14 protein-coding genes and 2 tRNA genes are annotated in these 20,995 nt (G+C 44.3%); 6 read left to right on the forward strand and 10 right to left on the reverse strand.

The window, feature by feature from the left end:
• Nucleotides 1-157 precede the first annotated feature (157 nt).
• The 3 genes from FTU87_RS07130 (at nt 158) to FTU87_RS07140 (ending at nt 6,784) form a co-directional block, all read left to right on the forward strand.
• Nucleotides 158-3,034 carry a bifunctional diguanylate cyclase/phosphodiesterase gene (locus FTU87_RS07130; RefSeq protein ID WP_180096896.1) on the forward strand — a complete coding sequence of 959 codons (2,877 nt, stop codon included), beginning with the start codon at nt 158-160 and terminating at the stop codon, nt 3,032-3,034.
• Nucleotides 3,035-3,174: 140 nt separating this feature from the next.
• Nucleotides 3,175-5,454 (forward strand): NADP-dependent malic enzyme, encoded by a 2,280-nt coding sequence (locus FTU87_RS07135; RefSeq protein WP_180096897.1) that lies wholly within the window; start codon nt 3,175-3,177, stop codon nt 5,452-5,454.
• 94 nt (nt 5,455-5,548) lie between these two features.
• Nucleotides 5,549-6,784, forward strand: coding sequence for a multifunctional CCA addition/repair protein (locus FTU87_RS07140; RefSeq protein WP_074383390.1), 1,236 nt, complete (start codon nt 5,549-5,551; stop codon nt 6,782-6,784).
• A 92-nt stretch (nt 6,785-6,876) separates the two neighbouring features.
• Here the strand turns inward: FTU87_RS07140 and epmA are convergent, their stop codons facing one another.
• From epmA to greB, 5 genes are all read right to left on the reverse strand, one after another.
• Nucleotides 6,877-7,851 (reverse strand): EF-P lysine aminoacylase EpmA, encoded by a 975-nt coding sequence (gene epmA / locus FTU87_RS07145; protein ID WP_180096898.1) that lies wholly within the window; start codon nt 7,849-7,851, stop codon nt 6,877-6,879.
• The gene (locus tag FTU87_RS07150; RefSeq protein WP_005169904.1) at nt 7,848-8,915 is read right to left on the reverse strand and encodes a 4-phosphoerythronate dehydrogenase; all 1,068 of its coding nucleotides are present in this window, start codon (nt 8,913-8,915) and stop codon (nt 7,848-7,850) included. Before FTU87_RS07150 ends, epmA begins: the two co-directional genes overlap by 4 nt.
• Before the next feature lie 179 nt (nt 8,916-9,094).
• Nucleotides 9,095-9,184: transfer RNA gene (locus tag FTU87_RS07155), tRNA-Ser, on the reverse strand.
• Between the two features lie 258 nt (nt 9,185-9,442).
• A tRNA-Ser gene (locus tag FTU87_RS07160) sits at nt 9,443-9,532 on the reverse strand.
• Between the two features lie 88 nt (nt 9,533-9,620).
• Nucleotides 9,621-10,115, reverse strand: coding sequence for a transcription elongation factor GreB (gene greB / locus FTU87_RS07165; protein WP_005097688.1), 495 nt, complete (start codon nt 10,113-10,115; stop codon nt 9,621-9,623).
• Nucleotides 10,116-10,477: 362 nt separating this feature from the next.
• On the opposite strand from greB, the gene FTU87_RS07170 reads away from it, so the two are divergent.
• Nucleotides 10,478-11,593 carry a transglycosylase SLT domain-containing protein gene (locus FTU87_RS07170; protein WP_005097690.1) on the forward strand — a complete coding sequence of 372 codons (1,116 nt, stop codon included), beginning with the start codon at nt 10,478-10,480 and terminating at the stop codon, nt 11,591-11,593.
• A 97-nt stretch (nt 11,594-11,690) separates the two neighbouring features.
• Here FTU87_RS07170 and FTU87_RS07175 read toward each other — a convergent pair whose 3' ends face one another.
• Entirely contained in the window at nt 11,691-12,077 is a 387-nt protein-coding gene (locus FTU87_RS07175; protein WP_180096899.1) for an SCP2 sterol-binding domain-containing protein, read from the reverse strand.
• Between the two features lie 203 nt (nt 12,078-12,280).
• Complete coding sequence (ttcA, locus tag FTU87_RS07180) at nt 12,281-13,207, reverse strand: tRNA 2-thiocytidine(32) synthetase TtcA (protein ID WP_005097691.1); 927 nt, start codon at nt 13,205-13,207, stop codon at nt 12,281-12,283.
• Nucleotides 13,208-13,707: 500 nt separating this feature from the next.
• Between ttcA and FTU87_RS07185 the strand changes: the two genes are divergently transcribed.
• Nucleotides 13,708-14,580 (forward strand): lytic transglycosylase domain-containing protein, encoded by an 873-nt coding sequence (locus FTU87_RS07185; protein ID WP_180096900.1) that lies wholly within the window; start codon nt 13,708-13,710, stop codon nt 14,578-14,580.
• 176 nt (nt 14,581-14,756) lie between these two features.
• Complete coding sequence (gene htpX, locus FTU87_RS07190) at nt 14,757-15,662, forward strand: protease HtpX (protein ID WP_005097694.1); 906 nt, start codon at nt 14,757-14,759, stop codon at nt 15,660-15,662.
• 82 nt (nt 15,663-15,744) lie between these two features.
• On the opposite strand, the gene FTU87_RS07195 is transcribed toward htpX, so the two are convergent.
• The 3 genes from FTU87_RS07195 to FTU87_RS07205 all read right to left on the reverse strand — a co-directional run bounded on the left by FTU87_RS07195 (nt 15,745) and on the right by FTU87_RS07205 (nt 20,976).
• Nucleotides 15,745-16,326 (reverse strand): DUF4112 domain-containing protein, encoded by a 582-nt coding sequence (locus tag FTU87_RS07195; protein WP_159516095.1) that lies wholly within the window; start codon nt 16,324-16,326, stop codon nt 15,745-15,747.
• Between the two features lie 74 nt (nt 16,327-16,400).
• Complete coding sequence (gene mgtE / locus FTU87_RS07200; RefSeq protein ID WP_100329090.1) at nt 16,401-17,741, reverse strand: magnesium transporter; 1,341 nt, start codon at nt 17,739-17,741, stop codon at nt 16,401-16,403.
• Nucleotides 17,742-17,874: 133 nt separating this feature from the next.
• Nucleotides 17,875-20,976, reverse strand: a complete 3,102-nt coding sequence (locus tag FTU87_RS07205) for a multidrug efflux RND transporter permease subunit (protein WP_180096901.1) — start codon at nt 20,974-20,976, stop codon at nt 17,875-17,877.
• Nucleotides 20,977-20,995: the final 19 nt, after the last annotated feature.

The raw sequence follows: 20,995 nt of genomic DNA on the forward strand, positions 1-20,995 counted from the left end.
TTTGTCTTTAATTTTGTTGATTTTTATTCCTAAGACCTCTAATCTCGATGAAAGAATAATAACTATTGATGAGTTAATTTTACACATTTCCTGGAGTTTTTTTATAAGAACAATACATAGGGAAAAACGTTTAGGATGAATACAGGCATTGAATCACATGGTTGATAAGCAAGACGACTATATCCAGCAGCATTTGCATCATGCTCAGATTGCGAACACACTTCGCCATAGTCGCTATTTTTTAATCAGTATAATGGTGATTTGCCTTTATATTTTTTGTATTTATCACCTTCAATATCGTCCTTCCAATACCTATTTTAATACCTGGTTTATTCTGACCGAGCTACTGGTCAGTATGTGCTGGTTGGTGAGCACACTTTATTTTAAGCCTGAACAATATGATTTGAAAGGCGCACATCGCTGGTTACAGATTCAGAGTCTTGCCGTCGGGAGCTGTATTGCTGTCGGTATTTATACAATTTATTACTATTTGCCGCAGGCCAATCCTGCATTCGAAGATATTGAAGCACTGACCTTGTCTGCTCTGCTCCTGATTGTGACTCAGGCATTTGGCTTGACTTATCTGACCCAAAAACTCAGTTATTTCTGCCTGGTATTTTTACCCTCTTTATTCCCTTTTTTATTGTCGCAAATTTATCATGTCAGCCTTTCCAATCCCTTCTTCGGTCTGGCCTTAAATTTTGCGGTGATTGTCATTCTGCTGTGTGCCAATAGTAGTTATCGTATTCATCGCCGGACATCGCGCTTGTATGCAGAAAACAGTCTGCTGGTTAAAAATGCCGAACAGCAAGTGGTCTGGACTGATGAGCTGTGCCAGCAACTGCAAACTGAAGTCAATAAATCCAAAGATATTGAATTACAGTTACAGCTCAACAATCAACTGCTGGAACAAAAAGTACGGGAACGTACCTATGATATTGAACAGATTAATTATCATTTGAAAAATCAGCAACAGAACCTGGATCTTGCCCATGAGATTGCCGGCATTCGCCCATGGGACTGGAATATCAAAGACCGTCTCATTACATTAACCAATCATAAAGATGAAAAAATTCTGCGTGATTCCAAAGATCATCATCTGCAATTAGAGCATCTGATTCACCCTGATGATCTGGACTATTTTAAGCGCAACATGAAACAGCATTTACGTGGTCAGATTGAGCGTTATGATGCCACTTACCGGATTCTGCTCAGTGATGGCAGCTGGAACTGGGTGCATGATATTGGCCGCGTGATTAGCCGTGATCCTAAAAATAACAAACCTTTGCGAATGGTAGGTATTCGTCGTGATATTCAGCAGGAACGTATTTCTCAAGAACGTTTAAAACTGGTTGCCAGTGTACTGGAACAGGCCGCGGAAGGGATTTTTATTCTCAATCCTGAACTGTATTATATTGATGTCAATCCTCACTATGAATACCTGAGTGGCTTTGAGCGTGAGCAGATCATCGGTAAGTCTTTATTCGATCTTGTGGCACAAAATAAAGCTGAACAGCGCAGTAACCATGCCAGTATTATCAAACAGCTTCAAAAGATTGGCTCCTATGATGGCGAGGTATACGCCAAATTCATGTCGGGCAAACAATCCGCCTTATGGTTACACATCAATGCCGTCACCGATGATGAAGGCCGGATTACCCATTATGTCGGGATTGTCTCGGATCTGACCGAACGCAAATTACAGGAACAGCGCCTGTCTTATCTGGAAAATTATGACCCACTGACCGATTTACCGAATCGTTTCTATTATAACTATCAGCTGCATCAATATCTGGTCTCGCAAAAAGATTCCATTCAGCAGATGGCCGTGATTCGCCTGAATATTGATCGCTTCCGTCCATTAAATGAATATCTATCCAATAATGGCGGGGATGAACTTTTACGTCAGGTCGCGCAGCGCCTGCGCATGAACAATGCAGAAGCCTTATTTGTGGCGCATCTGAATGGTGATGATTTTGCGATTATCTATGAGATTTCACATATTCGCCCTTCAGTACAGCGACACTGTGAACGCATCGCTCAGGCATTTACCACTCCATTTAATATTTACGGTCAGGATTATGTGATCACGCTTTCCATGGGCGTGGCATTTTATCCAGATCATGGTCGTCAACTCGATTATTTAAACAACTGTGCCGAACAGGCCCTGAACGAAGCTAAAAATCTGGGGGGCAATACCATTCACTTTTATTCTAATCAAAGTGATGGCCTACAAGAAACGGGGATTTTTCTGGAACGGGATTTGCGTAAAGCCATCCAGAATAATGAGCTGATTGTTTATTATCAGCCAAAAATTAATTTCAGTGATCAGCGCATTTATGGCTTTGAAGCATTGATTCGCTGGAATCATCCAGAAAAAGGCATTATTCCACCCGGCCTGTTTATTCCTTTAGCCGAACAGACCAGCCTGATTTCAGACATTGGCCGTCTGGTGATACAGCAAACTGCCAAACAGATTCGTCAATGGAATGATCTCGGTTTTAATCATATTTGTGTATCAGTCAACATCGTGGCGCAACAATTGCGGCGCGGCCAATTACTTGACGATCTGGATCAGGCCATTGCCGACAACCAGATTTCAGGTGCCAGTCTGGAACTGGAAATTACCGAATCGTCTTTAATTGAAAATTCGGAAGCAGTCAAAAACCTGCTGAACGAAATCAAACAGCGACAGATCCATATTGCTCTGGATGATTTTGGCACGGGGTATTCATCCCTGTCCTATCTTGCTGATTTCCCGATTGATACCCTAAAAATTGACCGCAGTTTTGTGTCCAAGATTGGTGAAAACAAACAGGAAGCCATTGTCAGTGCCATGGTGGCGATGGGTAAAGCCATGGGGATGACCGTGGTCGCGGAAGGCATCGAGACTGAAGAGCAGTTAGCATATCTACATGATTTAGACTGTGATATCGCTCAAGGATATTTATTCTCCAAACCGCTGCCGGAACAGGACGCCACTGCGTATTTGACACAAAATATGACCAATGATTCTTATACTTATCAAGTCTAAGTTTATACCCTCCCCCAATAAGATTGTTGGAAAAACGGCCGTCTTTGGCTGTGCGAACTGGCGAACAAATGGTATATTCGGGGACATAAATAAATTTTTTACCCGCTGACCGGGTAATCTTTACAACGATCGAGAGACTGATGGACGAACAATCTTTAAAGCAACAGGCCCTTTACTATCACGAGTTTCCTACCCCGGGGAAAATCAGCGTTACACCAAGCAAACAATTGGTCAACCAACGTGACTTAGCCCTTGCTTACTCGCCTGGCGTAGCTGCACCATGTCTTGAGATTGAACGCGATCCTTCAACTGCTGCATTGTATACCGCACGCGGTAATCTGGTCGCTGTAGTGACCAACGGTACTGCGGTGCTGGGCTTGGGTAATATTGGTCCTCTGGCTTCTAAACCCGTCATGGAAGGCAAAGGCGTATTATTTAAAAAATTCGCCGGTGTTGATGTATTCGATATCGAAATCGCTGAAAATGATCCAGATAAAATTGTAGACATTATCGCATCCTTAGAGCCGACTTTTGGCGGGATTAACCTTGAAGATATCAAGGCGCCAGAATGCTTCTACATCGAGCAAAAACTGCGTGAACGCATGAATATTCCGGTATTCCATGATGATCAGCACGGTACTTCAATTATTGTTGGTTCTGCGTTACTGAATGCCCTGCAAATTAATGGCAAAAAAATTGAAGACATCAAGATTGTGGCATCAGGTGCGGGTGCTGCAGCGCTATCTTGCTTAAATCTGCTGTGTGCTTTGGGCGCTAAAAAAGAAAACATCATCGTTGCCGATTCACGTGGTCTGCTGACCACGCATCGTGAAGGTCTGGATGAATCTAAAAAAGCGTATGTACAGGACATTGAAGCCACTCAGCTTGGTGATGTGATCGCGGGTGCAGACATGTTCCTTGGTCTTTCTGCTGCCGGCATCCTGACCAAAGAAATGGTTAAGGTGATGGCCAAAGATCCGATCATTTTCGCACTGGCGAATCCGGATCCAGAAATTCTGCCTGAACATGCACACGAAGTTCGTAATGATGTGATCATGGCCACTGGCCGTTCTGACTATCCAAACCAGGTCAATAACGCACTTTGCTTCCCATACATCTTCCGTGGGGCATTAGACGTTGGTGCAACCACGATTAACGAAGAAATGAAAATTGCCTGTGTACATGCAATTGCGCGTATGGCACACATCGAAGCGGATGCTGCAACTTATGGTGAGAAATCGGCATCATTTGGCCGTGAATACCTGATTCCGGGTCCACTGGATCAGCGCCTGATTCTTGAAATCGCACCTGCAGTGGCACAAGCAGCCATGGATTCGGGTGTAGCAACACGTCCAATTAAAGATTTCTCGCATTATCGTCAACGTTTGTCTGAGTTTGTCTATAACTCGGCATTCGTGATGAAACCGATCTTTGAACAGGCAAAATCGAATCCTAAGCGTATTGCCTATGCGGAAGGTGAAGACCTGCGTGTACTTCGCGCCGTTCAAATTGCAGTCGATGATGGTTTGGCGATCCCTATTCTGGTCGGTCGTCCAGCCGTGATTGAAGCCAATATCAAAAAATTGGGTCTACGTCTTGAAGATGGCGTGAATATCACGATTGTTGATCAGGAAAAGAATCCGGATTATGAGTTGTTTGCAGACGATTATTACCAGATCATGCAGCGTAAAGGCGTAACGCCTGAATATGCACAGCGTGAAGCGCGTCGTCGCTCTACCTTAATTGCATCGATGCTGGTCAAACATGGCATGGCAGATGGCATGCTCTGTGGTACTTATTCAAGCTACGACATTCATCTGGACTTCGTCAGCAACATCATTGGCAAAAAAGAAGGTCATAACACTTTCTTTACCCTAAATGCCTTGATGCTTGAAGATCGCAACCTGTTCATTGCCGACACCTATGTCAACACCAATCCAACGGCTGAACAGCTGGCGGAAATGACCATTCTGGCTGCTGAAGAAGTGCGCCGTTTTGGTATGACCCCACGTATTGCCCTGCTTTCTCACTCAAGTTTCGGTTCAGACCAGCATGATGCCAGCGCGCAAAAAATGCGTAAGGTATATGACATCCTGTCTGAAATCGCGCCTGAGCTAGAAGTTGAAGGTGAAATGCACGGTGATGCTGCACTGGATGAAAATATTCGCCAGTTTGCCTTCCCGAACTCACGTTTTAAAGGTTCTGCAAACTTACTGATCATGCCGAATCTGGATGCTGCCAACATTTCGTTTAACTTGTTGAAAGCAACTTCAGGCAACAACGTGACGATTGGCCCAATTCTGTTGGGTGCTGCGAAGCCGGTACATATCTTGACTCCGACTGCGACTACGCGTCGCGTGGTGAACATGACTGCACTTACCGTTGCAGAAATCCAGCAAGCGGAACAAGACGCACTTTAATCCAATGACAAGATAACGACGCATCCGCCTCGTTTCTTAACTTGAGAAAACCTCTATTCTGTAGCATGATGCTTGTAAGAATAGAGGTTTTTTCATGCAAGTTTATTTAGTAGGCGGTGCAGTTCGGGATCATTTGCTCGGACACCCCTATCACGAAAAAGATTATGTGGTCGTTGGTGCAACTCCGGCGCAAATGCTTGACTTAGGCTATCAGCCCGTAGGCAAAGATTTTCCTGTTTTCCTACACCCCAAAACAAAAGAAGAATATGCACTGGCCCGTACCGAACGTAAATCCGGCACCGGTTATCATGGTTTTGACTTTCATACCGATATCAGTGTGACCCTGGAACAGGATTTGATCCGTCGTGACCTGACCATTAATGCCATGGCGATGGATGATGCCGGTCAGATTTATGATCCTTATGGCGGTCAGCAAGATTTGAATAACCGGGTGCTGCGTCATGTTTCCGATGCTTTTGTCGAAGATCCATTACGGGTGCTGCGAATTGCCCGTTTTGCGGCCCGCTATACCAGTGCAGGTTTTGTGATTGCGGATGAAACTTTAGCACTCATGCAGCGCTTGACGGAATCCGGTGAATTGAATGCATTAACACCAGAGCGGGTCTGGAAAGAAACTTCACGTGCCTTAACAGAACGTCATGCTGATGTGTATTTTGAAGTATTGCGTCAATGTGGCGCTTTAAAAGTCTTATTTCCTGAGATAGATGCCTTATATGGTATTCCACAACGCCCTGAATATCATCCGGAAATTGACTGCGGCATTCACACCATGATGTCCTTGCAGCAGGCGTGTCGTCAAAACTATAGCCTGGATGTACGTTTCGCCGTTTTAGTGCATGATTTGGGCAAAGCATTAACCCCGGTTGAAGAATTACCGCGGCATATCATGCATGAAGAACGTGGCATCAAGCCGGTCAATGATCTGTGTGATCGCTTAAAAGTACCGACCTATACCAAGCAACTGGCGTTGGCAGTATGTAAAGAGCATCTGAAATGTCATCAGGCATTTAATCTCAAACCCGGTACTTTATGGCGATTATTGCAGCGTCTGGACGTTTTACGTCGTCCCGAGCGTGTCGAAGCTTTTGTACAGGCCTGTGAATGTGATTCACGTGGCCGTTTAGGACTGGAAGATCGTGCCTATCCACAAGCACAATATGTACTTGATGCCATGCAGATAGTACGTGCCATTAAAGCACAAGACCTGCCTGCCGATATTCAAGGCCCGGATATTGGCGAAATGCTGATTGAACGGCGTATTCAGGCACTGGGTGAACTTAAAGCCCAACAAACTGTATCTATTGAATAAAGACAAAGCACCCGAGGGTGCTTTTTTATTGCTTCAATCATTTAGTGCAGAGACCCAGCCCTCTAAAGAGCTTAAGGAAAATCAAATCCCGATCAGGAAATATCCGCCGGGAAACTAATCACTTGCTCCAGTTTCATCTGATTGGTCGCGATCATGAGCAAGCGGTCAATTCCCAAAGCAATCCCTGAACATTCCGGCATATTCGGTAAAGCCGCCAGTAAATACTCATCAATAGGCATAACATGCAGCCCAAGTCTGGCCCGCTCTACATTATCCGCCTCAAAGCGTGAGCGCAAAACTTCGGCATCAATCAGCTCATCATAGGCATTGGCCAATTCTAAACCTTCGATATACAACTCAAAACGTGCAGCGACCAGTTCCCCATCTTCATCGATTCGGGTTTTCGCCAGAGAGGCCATTTCCGGCGGAAAATCGGTCAGGAATACTGCGGTATCAAAACCGAGACTCGGCTCTACCATATGTGAAAATAACAGGTCGATATAGCCGAGCCGATCCTCACCCAAATCCAGATTTAGACCGACACGGCGACAGCAGTCTTTCAGTTCCTGCAAGGTCGCTTGCAATGGATTAATATCCAGACGATCCATAAAGGCATGTTTATAGCTCAAAATGGTTGGACGGATTTCAGCAAAACGTGCTTTAAGCGTCACATTAAGCAGATCGGCTACTTCGAACATCAAATCTTTTAAGCTAAAGTCCGGACGATACCATTCCAGCATGGTAAATTCGCTATTGTGCTTACGCCCATGCTCATCATCACGGAAGACTTTACAAATCTGGTAAATAGGCCCGCTGCCACTGGCCAATAAACGCTTCATGGCAAATTCAGGTGAGGTCTGTAAATAATGCGTATGTGCTTTAGCCAGTACATGACGCTGCGCCTGTACTGAAGCCAAATGCACATCGGTCACACCGGCTTGAGATAAAATTGGTGTTTCGACTTCTAATACATCCCGCTCAGCAAAAAAATGACGGATTTGTGCATATAAGGTGGCACGTGCACGCATGGCATTCAGGTCACACGTCGGCTGATAAGTGCTATTCATGCTTTTGGCCCACCATGTGCAGCCCATTCACGACGCAGCGGATAGGTTTTTCTTAAATGATCAAAAGCCTGCTGATCCACTTTGCCATCCTTGACACAAGCACGCAGATTTTGATCATCACGGGCAATATCATAAATTTGCGTTAAATATTGCTTTAGCACCATTTTTAAATCCTGATTTTGGAAAAACTGCTCGCAGACCGGAAGCTGGGTTTCGAACTGTTTATGTGCTGCAAAAGCAAAAGTTTGACAGAAAGCGTCATAGATCATTTGAGTACCACGCGCCTTGCCTTCCAGGCTATAACCGGCAATATGCGGCGTCACCAGCGTCAGCAGATCCAGAAGCTCTGCTGAAATAACCGGCTCGTGTTCAAAAACATCTAAAATCACGGTTCGTTGTGTCGCTTTAAGATCCTGGATCAGGGCGGCCTCTTCAATCACTGGCCCACGTGCAGAATTAATCAGAATTGCATCAGGCTGCATTTGCGCCAATGTAGCCGTATTGAATAAATGGTAAGTTGGATAAAGACCCGTTTGAGTTAAAGGGACATGAATCGAAATCGCATCTGCTTGCTGCAACAATTCATTAAATTCAACTTGATCAACCTGCGTTCTTTGAACCAAAGGATCATAGCCAATCACGCGCCAGCCCAAAAGTTTTGCCATATAAGCCAGACGGGTTCCAACATTACCCAAACCGACTATACCCAGGCTAAATGTTGCATTGGCATCTACTAACTCAGGACGTACATGCAGTAATGCGGTAATGACATATTCAGCCACAGCTTGTGCATTACAGCCGGCTGCATTGCTCCACTGAATCCCATGCTGTTCCAATGCAGCAATATCCAGATGATCTGTACCAATAGTGGCACTGCCTACAAACTTGATCGAACTATTCTGTAGCAGTGCTTCATTGACCTGAGTCACTGAGCGTACCAATAATGCATCTGCATCCTGAACATCCTGTGCCATTAAGCTACGGCCTGGACAATGACGAATGTCTGCAAATTCAGAAAAGAAATAATCGGTAAATGCCAGATTTTCATCTGCGACAATTTTCATAATGAGATCCATATGATGCTTGGGCATATGATAGCGCGTTGATGTCTCTGACTCTATATTTGGCACATGCGTCCATTTTTCAAGTTTTAAGCTATGAGCTGGTTATTGATGAATAAAGTATTGAATCATTGCTGCCTAAAAAGAAAAACCCCAATCTTTCGACTGGGGTTTTTAGAATTTGGCGGAAGCGGTGAGATTCGAACTCACGGAGGACTCACACCCTCGTCGGTTTTCAAGACCGGTGCATTAAACCGCTCTGCCACGCTTCCTTGGCCGCCATCATATAAATAAATCGGATTTTTGGCAATAAAATTTAGCAAAACTTTTAGCAAAAGCTGTTCATTCAGTTAAAAATCAGTCGAAACAAAAGCTGAAATGTATTTTTATTTAAAGAAGTTAATACTTAAACGATGCCAAGAGCTATTTAATTCAAGATAAAGCAACGACATGAATCAGAATTAGCTTGATAATGAATATAAAAATAAAGGCATAAAAAAACCCAGTCAATTGACTGGGTTTTTAGAATTTGGCGGAAGCGGTGAGATTCGAACTCACGGAGGACTCACACCCTCGTCGGTTTTCAAGACCGGTGCATTAAACCGCTCTGCCACGCTTCCATGGCCGACATGATATAAACAAAAATCACGCTTGGCAAATATTTTCATGCTTTCACTGCATCAATTGCACAAAATAAAATCAATTCCATTAATTTGCTGAATTTTCTGGTTTTTCATAACGAATTGAATTGATGAACCAGCGTTTCTTTCCAGAAGGTGTCAGCACTTCAGCCTCATCATCTACCTGCTTGCCCAACAACGCACGTGCCATGGGCGAACTGATCGAGATATGCTGCGGATGATGATCATAAATTTCATCGACTCCAACAATACGTAAATTTTTCTGCTCGCCTTCTTCATTTTCAATCTCGACCCAAGCTCCAAAATAGACCTTGCCTTCCTGCTCTGGAGAAAAATCGATGATTTTTAGCTCTTCAAGACGCTTGCCTAGGTATCTGACCCGGCGGTCAATCTTACGCAAAATTTGCTTGTTATATTGGTAATCGGCATTTTCCGAACGGTCGCCGAGACTCGCTGCCCAGTTCACTTTTCTGGTGATTTCCGGACGCTCTTCATGCCAGAGATTCTTAAGTTCTGCCACCAATTTATCGTGTCCACCACGGGTGATTAAGTTGGATTTCATACGTCGTGCTGATCAAATTTTCAGTGTATTAACTTACAAACAGCTTATTTTATTTACCATTTCAAAACAATGAAAAAATTCAAAAAAAAATCACATTATATTTCAGTATCTTAAAATTATTTTTAATAATAATTTGTGTACAAAATTTGACAATCGTTTTTTAGATCATTAATATGCCACCTACTTCCGGAAATGCTTACTTTTTAATCTATGTAGTTTTTCTACATAATGATGCGTAAATCTCTTGTCATTTTGAATGACGTCATGACTGCCCAACCCTTATTGAATTTATCAAACTGTTAAAATTTCTGGCTATGTTGGCTGTGATTTTTAGGGCATAAATTACTTGTAGCGGAGACAACATGCACAGTAGTTCATCCACTGGGTCGAGGCTTTGCCTACGATCTGTAATTTCTTCTCTCCCTTTGAAAGCACTTGTACTGAGCACTGCATTTATTCCCTTTCACAGTATCAATGCAAGTAAGACCACACTTCAGTTTGATCATGTGGTCAATAGCAATAAGCTGACCGTGGTTGCAGTCGAAAATCCGACCACCGTATTTCAGGATGGACAACATCTGCATGGCTTCGGTTATGACCTGGTGCGCAACTATGCCAACAGTCTGAATGTGAAACTGGATTTTAAAATTGTCCCGAATAATGCCACTGCACTGCAATGGGTTGCTCAGGGCAAAGCCAATCTGGCCATGACCACCACCGATTTAGGTGAAATTGAAAATAAGCGCCTGACTTCATTCTCCGCCACCTGTGGTGATCAGTCTATTTTGGTGAGTAATGGCTTGAATACCAATTTAAATCTGGTATTTAAATCTGCCACAGATCCCTTGAGCCAGACTGCTAGTGCTTTTATCTGTAAAGGCAAACAAAGTGGTGCCATCAAGCAGCTTGCTTCATTTTATAATCAGAATGTGGTGAAAGAGGAATCTTGGACAGCCATTCAACGTGATTTGAGCAACCGGTTACCGATCTATAAAGCAAGCTTTAAACAGACAGCGCAGCAATATGATCTGGATTGGCATTTATTAGCTGCCATTGGTTATCAGGAATCTTATCTGAAACCGAACTCAGTCTCTCCGACAGGTGTTCGCGGTTTGATGATGCTGACCAATAGCACTGCTAAAGCAATGGGTGTGAGCAATCGTACCGATCCAGCCCAAAGCATTCAGGGTGGTGCCAAGTATTATGATCAAATGCTGAGCCGCTATGAGCATATTCCTTATCCGGATCGCAACTGGTTTGCACTGGTCGCTTATAATATGGGCCCAGGTGCAGTGAATCAGTTACAAAAACGCATTCAGTCACAAGGCAAGAATCCAAATAACTGGGTCAACCTCTATGCCTATCTGGATCAGAATAAAGCCAATAACGGCCGCTATCGTCAGGCAGTACAATATGTAACCCGTATTCGTGCTTATTTGGAACACATCAAGACCACACCACAATTGGTGAATATCTAAGGTCTGATGAGCTGGATTTTATTCTATCCAGCGATAAAAAAAGCTTACCTCAAGGGTAAGCTTTTTTTGTGCTCATTTCAGCTGATGTTCAGCAAAATTAAGCTGTCGTATTTTCAAGTACTTTCTTGAATAGATCTTTTTGTTCCTGACTCGGTTTGGCAGTTTGAAGTGCCATCAATTGAGACATATCACCCTGTACTTTGATTTTACCGGTCATAAATGCCTGCATGGCTGCGGCCATATCAAACTCCAGAAAAACTTTACGTAACGTTTCGCCGTCCATATTCAAAGTCGTTTTGGCATTTGAAGACAAACCTTTTTTAATTGCTCCACCATCTAAAGATAGTTCAGTATTACCTGTAGTGTCCGCTACAACCAAATTAATCGCCAGGTTCGCCAAAGCTGGTGGCAAGTTTAAATCACCAGCTTGCACAGTAAGTGTTTCTACAGTTGAAAACCAATCATCAGTTAAAAAAGCAGGCATGATCTTTCCTCAAATTATTTGTTCATTTGTGTCGACTATCCAGACGACATCATGTTGAAGCTATTATGCTCGTGCTTTGTTATATCATGATCATTAGCGCAAAGGCTAACGAATTTTGTACGCGTCGTTCAATTTTTGTAGTTCTATTTTTATTTGTTTTTCATACAGACATCAACCCGAAGGCTGATATCTGCGTACTGAAATTATTCTGCGGCAAAGCCCAGATTGACCATATTAATCCGGCGTTTCTCGCCTTCCAGCGCTTCTTCAGTCGAACAGCTGTCTTTGAAGTCAAATTCGCGCTGGCTGTCCAGCACTTCAAAGTCAAACAATTCACGATCGACCAGCTGTGATGGCGAGACATTTTGCAATGCACCAAAAATACTGTGCAGACGTTTTGGATGTGCCTTATCCCAATCACGTAACATGTCATTGATAATTGCGCGCTGCAGGTTCGCCTGAGAGCCACATAAATTACATGGAATAATTGGAAATTGACGCATTTCTGCATATTTGATGATGTCTTTTTCTTCCACATAAGCCAGTGGACGAATCAGAATGTTCTTTTTGTCAGAAGACAACAGTTTTGGTGGCATGGCCTTCAAGCTGCCGCCATGGAACAGGTTCAGGAAGAAGGTCGCCAGAATATCATCACGGTGATGCCCCAGCGCAACCTTGGTCGCACCAATTTCCTGGGCAAAGCCATACAAAGAGCCACGGCGCAGACGCGAACAGACGGCGCAATAAGTCTTACCTTCCGGGGTCAACTTTTTGGTGATGCTGTAGGTGTCTTTTTCCAGAATGTAATACGGAATGTTATTTTCTTCTAAATAACGTGGTAATACATCTTCCGGGAAGCCTGGCTGTTTCTGATCCAGATTCACCGCCACGACATCAAAGTTGATCGGTGCGATACGCTTGAACTGCAACATGATATCTAACAGGGTGTAACTGTCTTTACCACCTGAAATACACACCATGACCTTATCGCCTTCTTCAATCATTTTGAAGTCACGAATGGCATGTCCGACCTGGCGACGCAGCTTCTTCAACAAACGATAGTAGGCTGAGCTTGTTGGCAGTTCAGGTTTGAAATTAAATCCTTGTTCGGACTCAACTGGCGAGTACATAGACGAGATTCACCCATAAATAAAAATACCGCGCAATTTTAGCCGATTCAGGCCCGCATCGCATCAAAAGAATTTATTTTCATGCAAATGTCATATTAGTTTCATTTTCATGTTTTATTTAGATTGATATATTGAACGTTTCAGTTCAATTAATCAGCAAGATGCCTAGTTTTTGGACTTTTCCACAGTTGTCCACAAAAGCTGTGGATAACTTTGTGGATTGAAACGCACTTGACAAGTTCTTCGTCTCAAAAGATAAGGCTTTTCTTTAAATTGATCACTTTTTAACCAATTTAATTATTAATAAAAATCAACTAGTTAAACCTGTCAACCCTAAGGTTTTAAATTAAATCATATTTTTTTTTCTAACTCTAAAATGTAAAAAATGGCTTGCACTTACAAACTCGTTTATAAATGCAGCGTACAAGTCTTTCCATTCCGTAATTTTTTGTTAAACTCATCATTAAATTTTTCTCGATTGTGTTTACCTAATATAAACAATGAAAATAAATTTGCGTGTTTTGGGGTGTCATGGGATCAGTGCTGTGCTATTGGCGAGTTGTTGCCAGTTGGTCTATGCCGGTCAAACCATTTATCAGTTGCGCGATAGCAATGGCAGCACCTTATTAACCAATAAGAAAAGTCGCTATAATCATCTTCAGGTTGAAAAGAAGACCTATTATCCAGACAGTAATATTCATAGTTATAGCAATTGGGGTTCCAGTGAAGCTTCGGTCTTGCCGAGCTATAGTAGAAATAAAAATGCTTATGATTCGATTATTCGCCAGGCAGCGCAAACCTATGGTGTCTCTGAAGGCCTGATCAAAGCCGTGATGCATACCGAGTCCGGTTTTAATGTACAGGCTCGCTCTCCAGTCGGTGCACAAGGCCTGATGCAACTCATGCCGGCGACAGCACGTCGTTTTAATGTCAGCAATGCCTATGACCCGCAGCAGAATATTATGGCCGGGGCCAAATATCTGGCCTGGTTATTGAAACGCTTTAATGGCAATACCACCTTGGCACTGGCAGGTTATAATGCCGGCGAAGGCAATGTGGCCAAATATAAGGGGGTGCCACCTTTTCGTGAAACTCAGGACTATGTCCGCCGTGTCAGCAGCCGTTATCAGAACTTGTACGCACAGGGACTGGGCAGCACCAGTGGTACATATACCGCTTCCTCTGATACTGGTCGTGTCATTGCCAGCTCTGCCAATTATTCAACTGAAACCACGACGGCGTCCAATGTTCAGGCGGCAAAATATCAGCGTCAGATCATTGCACGAGCAGATGGTAGCTTCACTGATGCACCGATGGGTTCTTATGCCAATGCCAATGCGACAGCATCTGCAAAAATATATTTAAGTGATTAATTTTGAAACAGCTTTTTTTTTTAAAGACCTATCTTTCAATATGGACAAAAAACATACTGTCTTTTTGTAGCGAATTGCTATTTTTTTCTTGAAATCTTATCGATTTCACCTCATATTGATTTCAATGATTTACATTCAATAATCAGATTATTTTTCTGTAATAAGAGGATTTCTCAATGATGCGGATTGGTTTGTTCTTGCTAACCAACCTCGCGGTACTGGTTGTAGCTGGCATTATCTTGTCACTCTTCGGTGTCGGTAGTTACCATGGCGCAGGTGGCTTGAATCTAGGCAACCTGTTGGTCATCTGTTTCGTGTTCGGTATGGTTGGCTCAATGATTTCCCTGTTCATGTCTAAATGGATGGCGAAAAAGACCACGGGTACTGAACTGATTGACCCGAATGCACCTCGTAACCAAGCTGAAGCCTGGTTGCTCCATGAAGTTGCACAACTTTCTCAGCGTGCAGGCATTAAAATGCCGGAAGTGGGTATTTTCCCATCTTATCAATCCAATGCCTTTGCCACTGGCTGGAATAAAAACGATGCTTTAGTAGCCGTATCGACTGGTCTGCTTGAGCGTATGAACAAAGACGAGCTTCGTGCAGTATTGGCGCATGAGATTGGTCACGTCGCCAATGGTGATATGGTCACTCTGGCACTGATTCAGGGTGTTGTGAACGCCTTCGTCATGTTCTTCGCACGTGTCGCGGGTGATTTTATTGACCGTAACGTTTTTGGTCGTGAAGAAGGTGAAGCACCGGGTATTGCCTATTTTGTAATTACCATCGTACTGGATATCGTATTCGGTATTCTGGCGTCGTCGATTGTGATGTGGTTCTCCCGTCAGCGTGAGTATCGTGCCGATGAAGCAGGTGCGCGCTTGGCAGGTAAACAGGCTATGATTTCAGCATTATTGCGCTTACAGGCAGAGTCTGAAATGCCAGATGCCATGCCGAAAGAAATGAAAGCATTTGCGATTTCTGCGGGTAAAGAAGAAGGCTTTAGCCTTGCTGCCTTGTTCCAGACGCATCCAAGCATCGAACAACGTGTTGCTGCACTACAACAGCTTGATTGTGCTTAAGTAATACTATTCATTGATTGAAAAAAGCCTGCACTTGCAGGCTTTTTTATTGGATTCAATTATTCATTATTTATATAGGGCTTTATGCGCTGATCCACTGATACAACGCCATCGCACCCCACCCAATCGCAAAAACAAATAGAATTAGGAACAAGGTGCCTAAAATATCCGGGATATGAATCCAGATCCAGGCCACTACGGGATTGCGCCAAAATGCAGATTGCTGCTGTTTGCGTTCCAGGCTTTCATGCAAAAAAGGGTGTACCACATGTCGATCACTGTGAATCTGATATTCTTCGCGAATATGAACATGCACCACATCAAGCGCCTTGCGACTGGGACGAATAAAAATATCAAAAATGGTACCTGCCACTGGAATAAATCCAACCACCGCATCCATCACCGCCAGTTTCATGACCGGATTCAGCTTGGCACTCGGCACCCCAATCTGTTTGGCCTTATGAATGGCATAACAGGTCAATACAAAACCGGCGATATCTCCAGCGACCGGAATCGTACTCAGCGCGGCATCTGCCCCTACCCCTTGCTTGGTAAATGGAATACGTACCACTGAATCCATCATGTTGGCAAACTTGGCCAGATCACGTTCCAGACGAATGACCTCTTGTTGACTCAGTTTTGTTTTTTGTCCAGGCTCAGGCATATGTGATTCCAAAAATAGGGCTGACTTTCATCAGCATAAATTATTTTGAGACCAAAGTTGTAGCAATCTGTGAATTAAAACAATAATTTGGAAGCAACAAATAGATAAATAATCACACCGGTGGCATCACAAATAGAGGTCACCAAAGGTGCAGAGGCACTGGCCGGATCCATCTTAAACTTGTTCAGAATAAAAGGCAGACTCATGCCGATCAGGCAGCCCATCAGCACAATGCCGAGCATACTGATCGCCAGAACCACAGCCACCATGATATCCCCTCGGACATAACCCAACACCGAGACAGCCAGTGCCATGGTGCCACCCAGACACAACGCCACCAAGGTTTCCCGGCTGAGCAGGCTAAACCAGTCTCTAAACTCTATATCACCGGTGGCCAAAGCACGCACCATCAAGGTCGCCGACTGCGAGCCGGCATTACCACCACTGCCCACCAGCAATGGCAGAAAAAAAACCAGAACAATATGCGCGGCAATGGTCTCTTCATAATGTGCAATGCCAATGCCGGACAATAGACTGCCAAAGACCAGAATCACCAGCCAAGATACGCGCTTCTGGTACAATGTAAAAATAGGCGCAGTTTTTAAACTTAACTCAGTTAAGGGCTCAACCGCCCCTGACTTTAAAATATCCTCGGTGGTTTCGGCTTCCATGATGTCCATGGCATCATCATAAGTGACAATTCCAAGAATTTTTTTATGCTCATCGACAATCGGCAAAGCCATAAAATCATAATAGGTTAAAGTTTTTGCGACGTCTTCTTGGTCATCCCCAATCTTGGCGTAAATCACATCTCTTTGCATGATCTCGGCAATGCTGGTTTCAGGACTGGCCTGAATCATCTGCCTTAAAGAGACTACCCCGATCAGCTGGTCCTGCTCATCAACAATATAAATCAGATACAGGGTTTCCTGATCTGCGGCCACCACACGCAACATTTGGATAGCGTCATGAATCGACAGATCCTGATGCAAAGAAACAAAACTGGAGCTCATCAGCGCACCAGCAGTCCCTTCAGGATAAATCGCCAGATCTTTTAGGGTTTGCCGACTCGCTTCGGACAATTTTGCCATGAGCTGCTGCTGCAGCTGTGGAGAACATCGTTTATAAACATCGACAAAGTTGTCCGAATCGAGCGCATTTAAAATCGCAATAATCTGTGCGACCGGTAATTGCTCAGCCAGACTGACTTGTTGGCTGAGTGGCATAAACTCGAATACCCGGCTCGGTTCTTTGAGTTCCTGAAAAATCCGGATCTGTTCTTCTAACTTCAAACCTTTTAAAATACTGGCCTGATCGGCGACATTCAGCTCATTTAATAAGCCAATCGCCATAGCATGGTGTTCAGAACGGATCTGTTGTTGAATATGCTGTATTTTTTCTGAAATTTTCGGCATAGGCAGTCCATGGTTATAAGCGCAAAGGTGTGGATTTTAGCATCATTCTCCGAACATTACCCCTGCTCTCAGTGCATCTAAATCATCACAGCCGGATTGAGTCAGGCTATGGATTGTTTTTCTGAGCGCACGATCATGAATCAACCGGTTCTTTTTTAGCCATTAAACTTCGAATCATCACATACATAAAGGGAATAAAAATTAGCACCAGCACGGTTCCAAAAATTACGCCGCCGAATACACTGACACCAATTTCCTGACGGCTTACCGCACCTGCTCCCGTGGCAAAGACCAAAGGTAAAATTCCGGCGCCAAAAGCCAAGGAAGTCATCAGGATCGGACGCAGACGCAGGGAAGCACCTTCCAATGCTGCCTCCACCACCGATTTTCCCTGTTGCTGTGCCAGCGAAGCAAATTCCACAATCAGAATGGCATTCTTACAGGACAAGCCAATGGTGGTCAGCAAGGCAATCTGGAAATAGATATCATTCGGGAAGCCAGCCAAATAACTGAAAATAATATTGCCGCCAATACCAAGAGGAATTGCTGACATTACCGCCGTTGGAATACTCCAGCTTTCATACAATGCGGCCAGACACAGGAAAATAAAACCTATCGAAATCAGATACAGCCAGATGGCCTGATTATTGGACTGTTTTTCTTCAAAGGATAAACCGCTCCAGACCACATCTACACCGTCCTGTTCAGCAATCAGCGCCTCTACATCCTGCATGGCCTGACCGGAGCTGCTGCCTTGAGCCCGATCTGCTTCCATCTGTAGTGCGGTATAGCCCATGAAACGGTTGACCACTTCCGGACCACCACTCCAGTCCACTTGCGAGAAGTTACTAAAAGGCACCATTTGATTCTGGTCATTGCGGACATGCCATTGTGCCAGATCTTCCGGCTTGGAACGAAATTCGGCATCGCCCTGCATGATCACCCGTTTAATCCGGCCGCGATCAATAAAGTCATTGATATAACTGCCACCCCAAGCGCTAGATAAGGTGCTGTTAATTGCCGTTTGGGTCAGACCATTGGCCATGGCCTGTTTTTGGTCAATATTGACGCGTAGTTCGGCTTTTTCAGGATTAGAACGTTTACCCAGATTTTCAAAGCTTGCATAATTGCCAGCCTGAGCTTCCAGTGCCTGAAATTGCTGTTCCAGATACTGCCGGCCATTACCATTGATATCCCGAATCCAGAAATCCAGACCATCGGTTTGTCCCAGACCATTGACTGACGCTGGCATGGATACATTGATTTGTGCATTAGGGTTACTTTGAAAATGCTTCAAAGCCCGTTCACGAATCGCGGATGCGGTATTGTCCTGACCGGAACGTTCATTCCAGTGTTTTAATGCCACAAAACCGGTGGCCAGATTCTGGCCAGTTCCCGAGAAATTGCGGCCATAACGAATCATCACCAGACTGACATTGGCCTGTTCCTGATCCAGAAAATATTTACGAACCTCTTCTCCGACCTGAATGGTATTTTTCATCGGAGCACCTTCCTGCACTTTGATTTGCAGGCTTAAAATCCCCTGATCTTCACTCGGCAAAAAACTGGTTGGCAAAGCACGGTAAAACAGTGCAAAGACACAGATCAAGCCGGCAAAAAGCAGTAAACAAATGACCTGATGCTGAATCGTGACTTTGGAAAGATGCAGATAACGATACTTTAAATGATCCAGCTTCTGGTTAAACCATGCCGCCCATTTTGCCGGTTTTGGATTCGGTTTCAGAATGAGTGCACACAGTGCTGGGGTTAGAATCAAGGCCACCAATAAGGATAAGGACATGGCCGCAACCAAAGTGATGGAGAACTGTCGGTAGATCACCCCGGTAGAACCGCCAAAGAACGCCATCGGAATAAAGACTGCGGTTAGAACTAAGGTAATTCCGACCAATGCCCCACTAATTTCCTGCATGGACTCTAACGCCGCCTCTTTGGCAGACAAATGCTGTTCATGCATCAGCCGTTCCACGTTTTCTACCACCACAATCGCATCATCAACCAATAGTCCAATAGCCAGAACCAAAGCGAATAAAGTTAAGGTATTGATACTCATGCCCAGTGCATAAAGCACCGCCATGGTTCCCAAAATCACCACCGGCACCGTTACGGTAGGAATCAAAGTAGCACGCCAGTTCTGCAAGAAAATGAACATCACCATGATAACCAGAATGATCGCTTCGATCAGGGTTTTGACCACCTCTTTAATCGACTCTTGTACAAAGGGTGTATTGTCTCGTGGGTAGGCAATTTTATAGCCTTCGGGTAATTGCTGGGAAATACGGGCAACTTCAGCTTTAATCAAGTTTGAGGTGGCAATGGCATTGGCACCTGAGGCCAGAGAAATTCCAAGACCTGCCGAAGGATAACCATTATTGGTGCTATAAGACTGATAACTTTCAGCACCAAGTTCGACCCGTGCAATATCTTTTAAATAAATAAAACTACCGGCACGATCCGATTTGACAATAATATTCTGGAATTCTTCAACGGTTTTTAGACGGGAACCCGAGGTGACTTTAGCATTCAGGTATTGTTCATCCACTGCCGGCAAATCCCCAATCGCGCCCGCAGCCACCTGAGTATTCTGAGCTTCAATGGCGGCACGAACATCGCTTGGCATCAGCTTATACTGTTTGAGTTTTCCTGGATCCAGCCAGATCCGCATCGCATATTGAGAACCAAAAACATCGACTTCACCAATGCCTTCAATCCGGGAAATGTCCTGCTCCAGATGTGTCATCAAGTAATCAGAAAGTTCAATATTGTTACTGCGGCCGGACTCATCATACAGGCTGATCACCATATGGGTATCGCCGAGAGATTTAAACACGTTAACGCCCTGGCGTTGGACATCTTCCGGTAAACGGTTCAATACCCCATTAATCGCATTTTGTACCTGAACCTGTGCTGTATCGGGGTCGGTACCATTTTCAAAGCTGATGCTGACCCGGCTGCGCCCTGAAGAATCACTACTCGAACTAAAATACAGTAAATGGTCAATCCCTTTAATCTGCTGCTCCAGCACCTGGGTCACGCTTTCTTCCACAGTTTCCGCAGAAGCGCCACTATAGGTTGCTGCCACCGTTATCCGTGGCGGGGCAATATCCGGATAACGTTCCACTGGCAGGTTCATCACTGCGAACAGGCCAATCGCCATCACGACAATCGCCAATACCCCAGCAAAGATCGGGCGGTGGATAAAAAATTTAGACAGCATAAGTCCGAGTCACTTTTTA

It is taken from the genome of Acinetobacter sp. YH12156, from assembly GCF_013418235.1.
Taxonomy (GTDB): Bacteria; Pseudomonadota; Gammaproteobacteria; order Pseudomonadales; family Moraxellaceae; genus Acinetobacter; species Acinetobacter pseudolwoffii.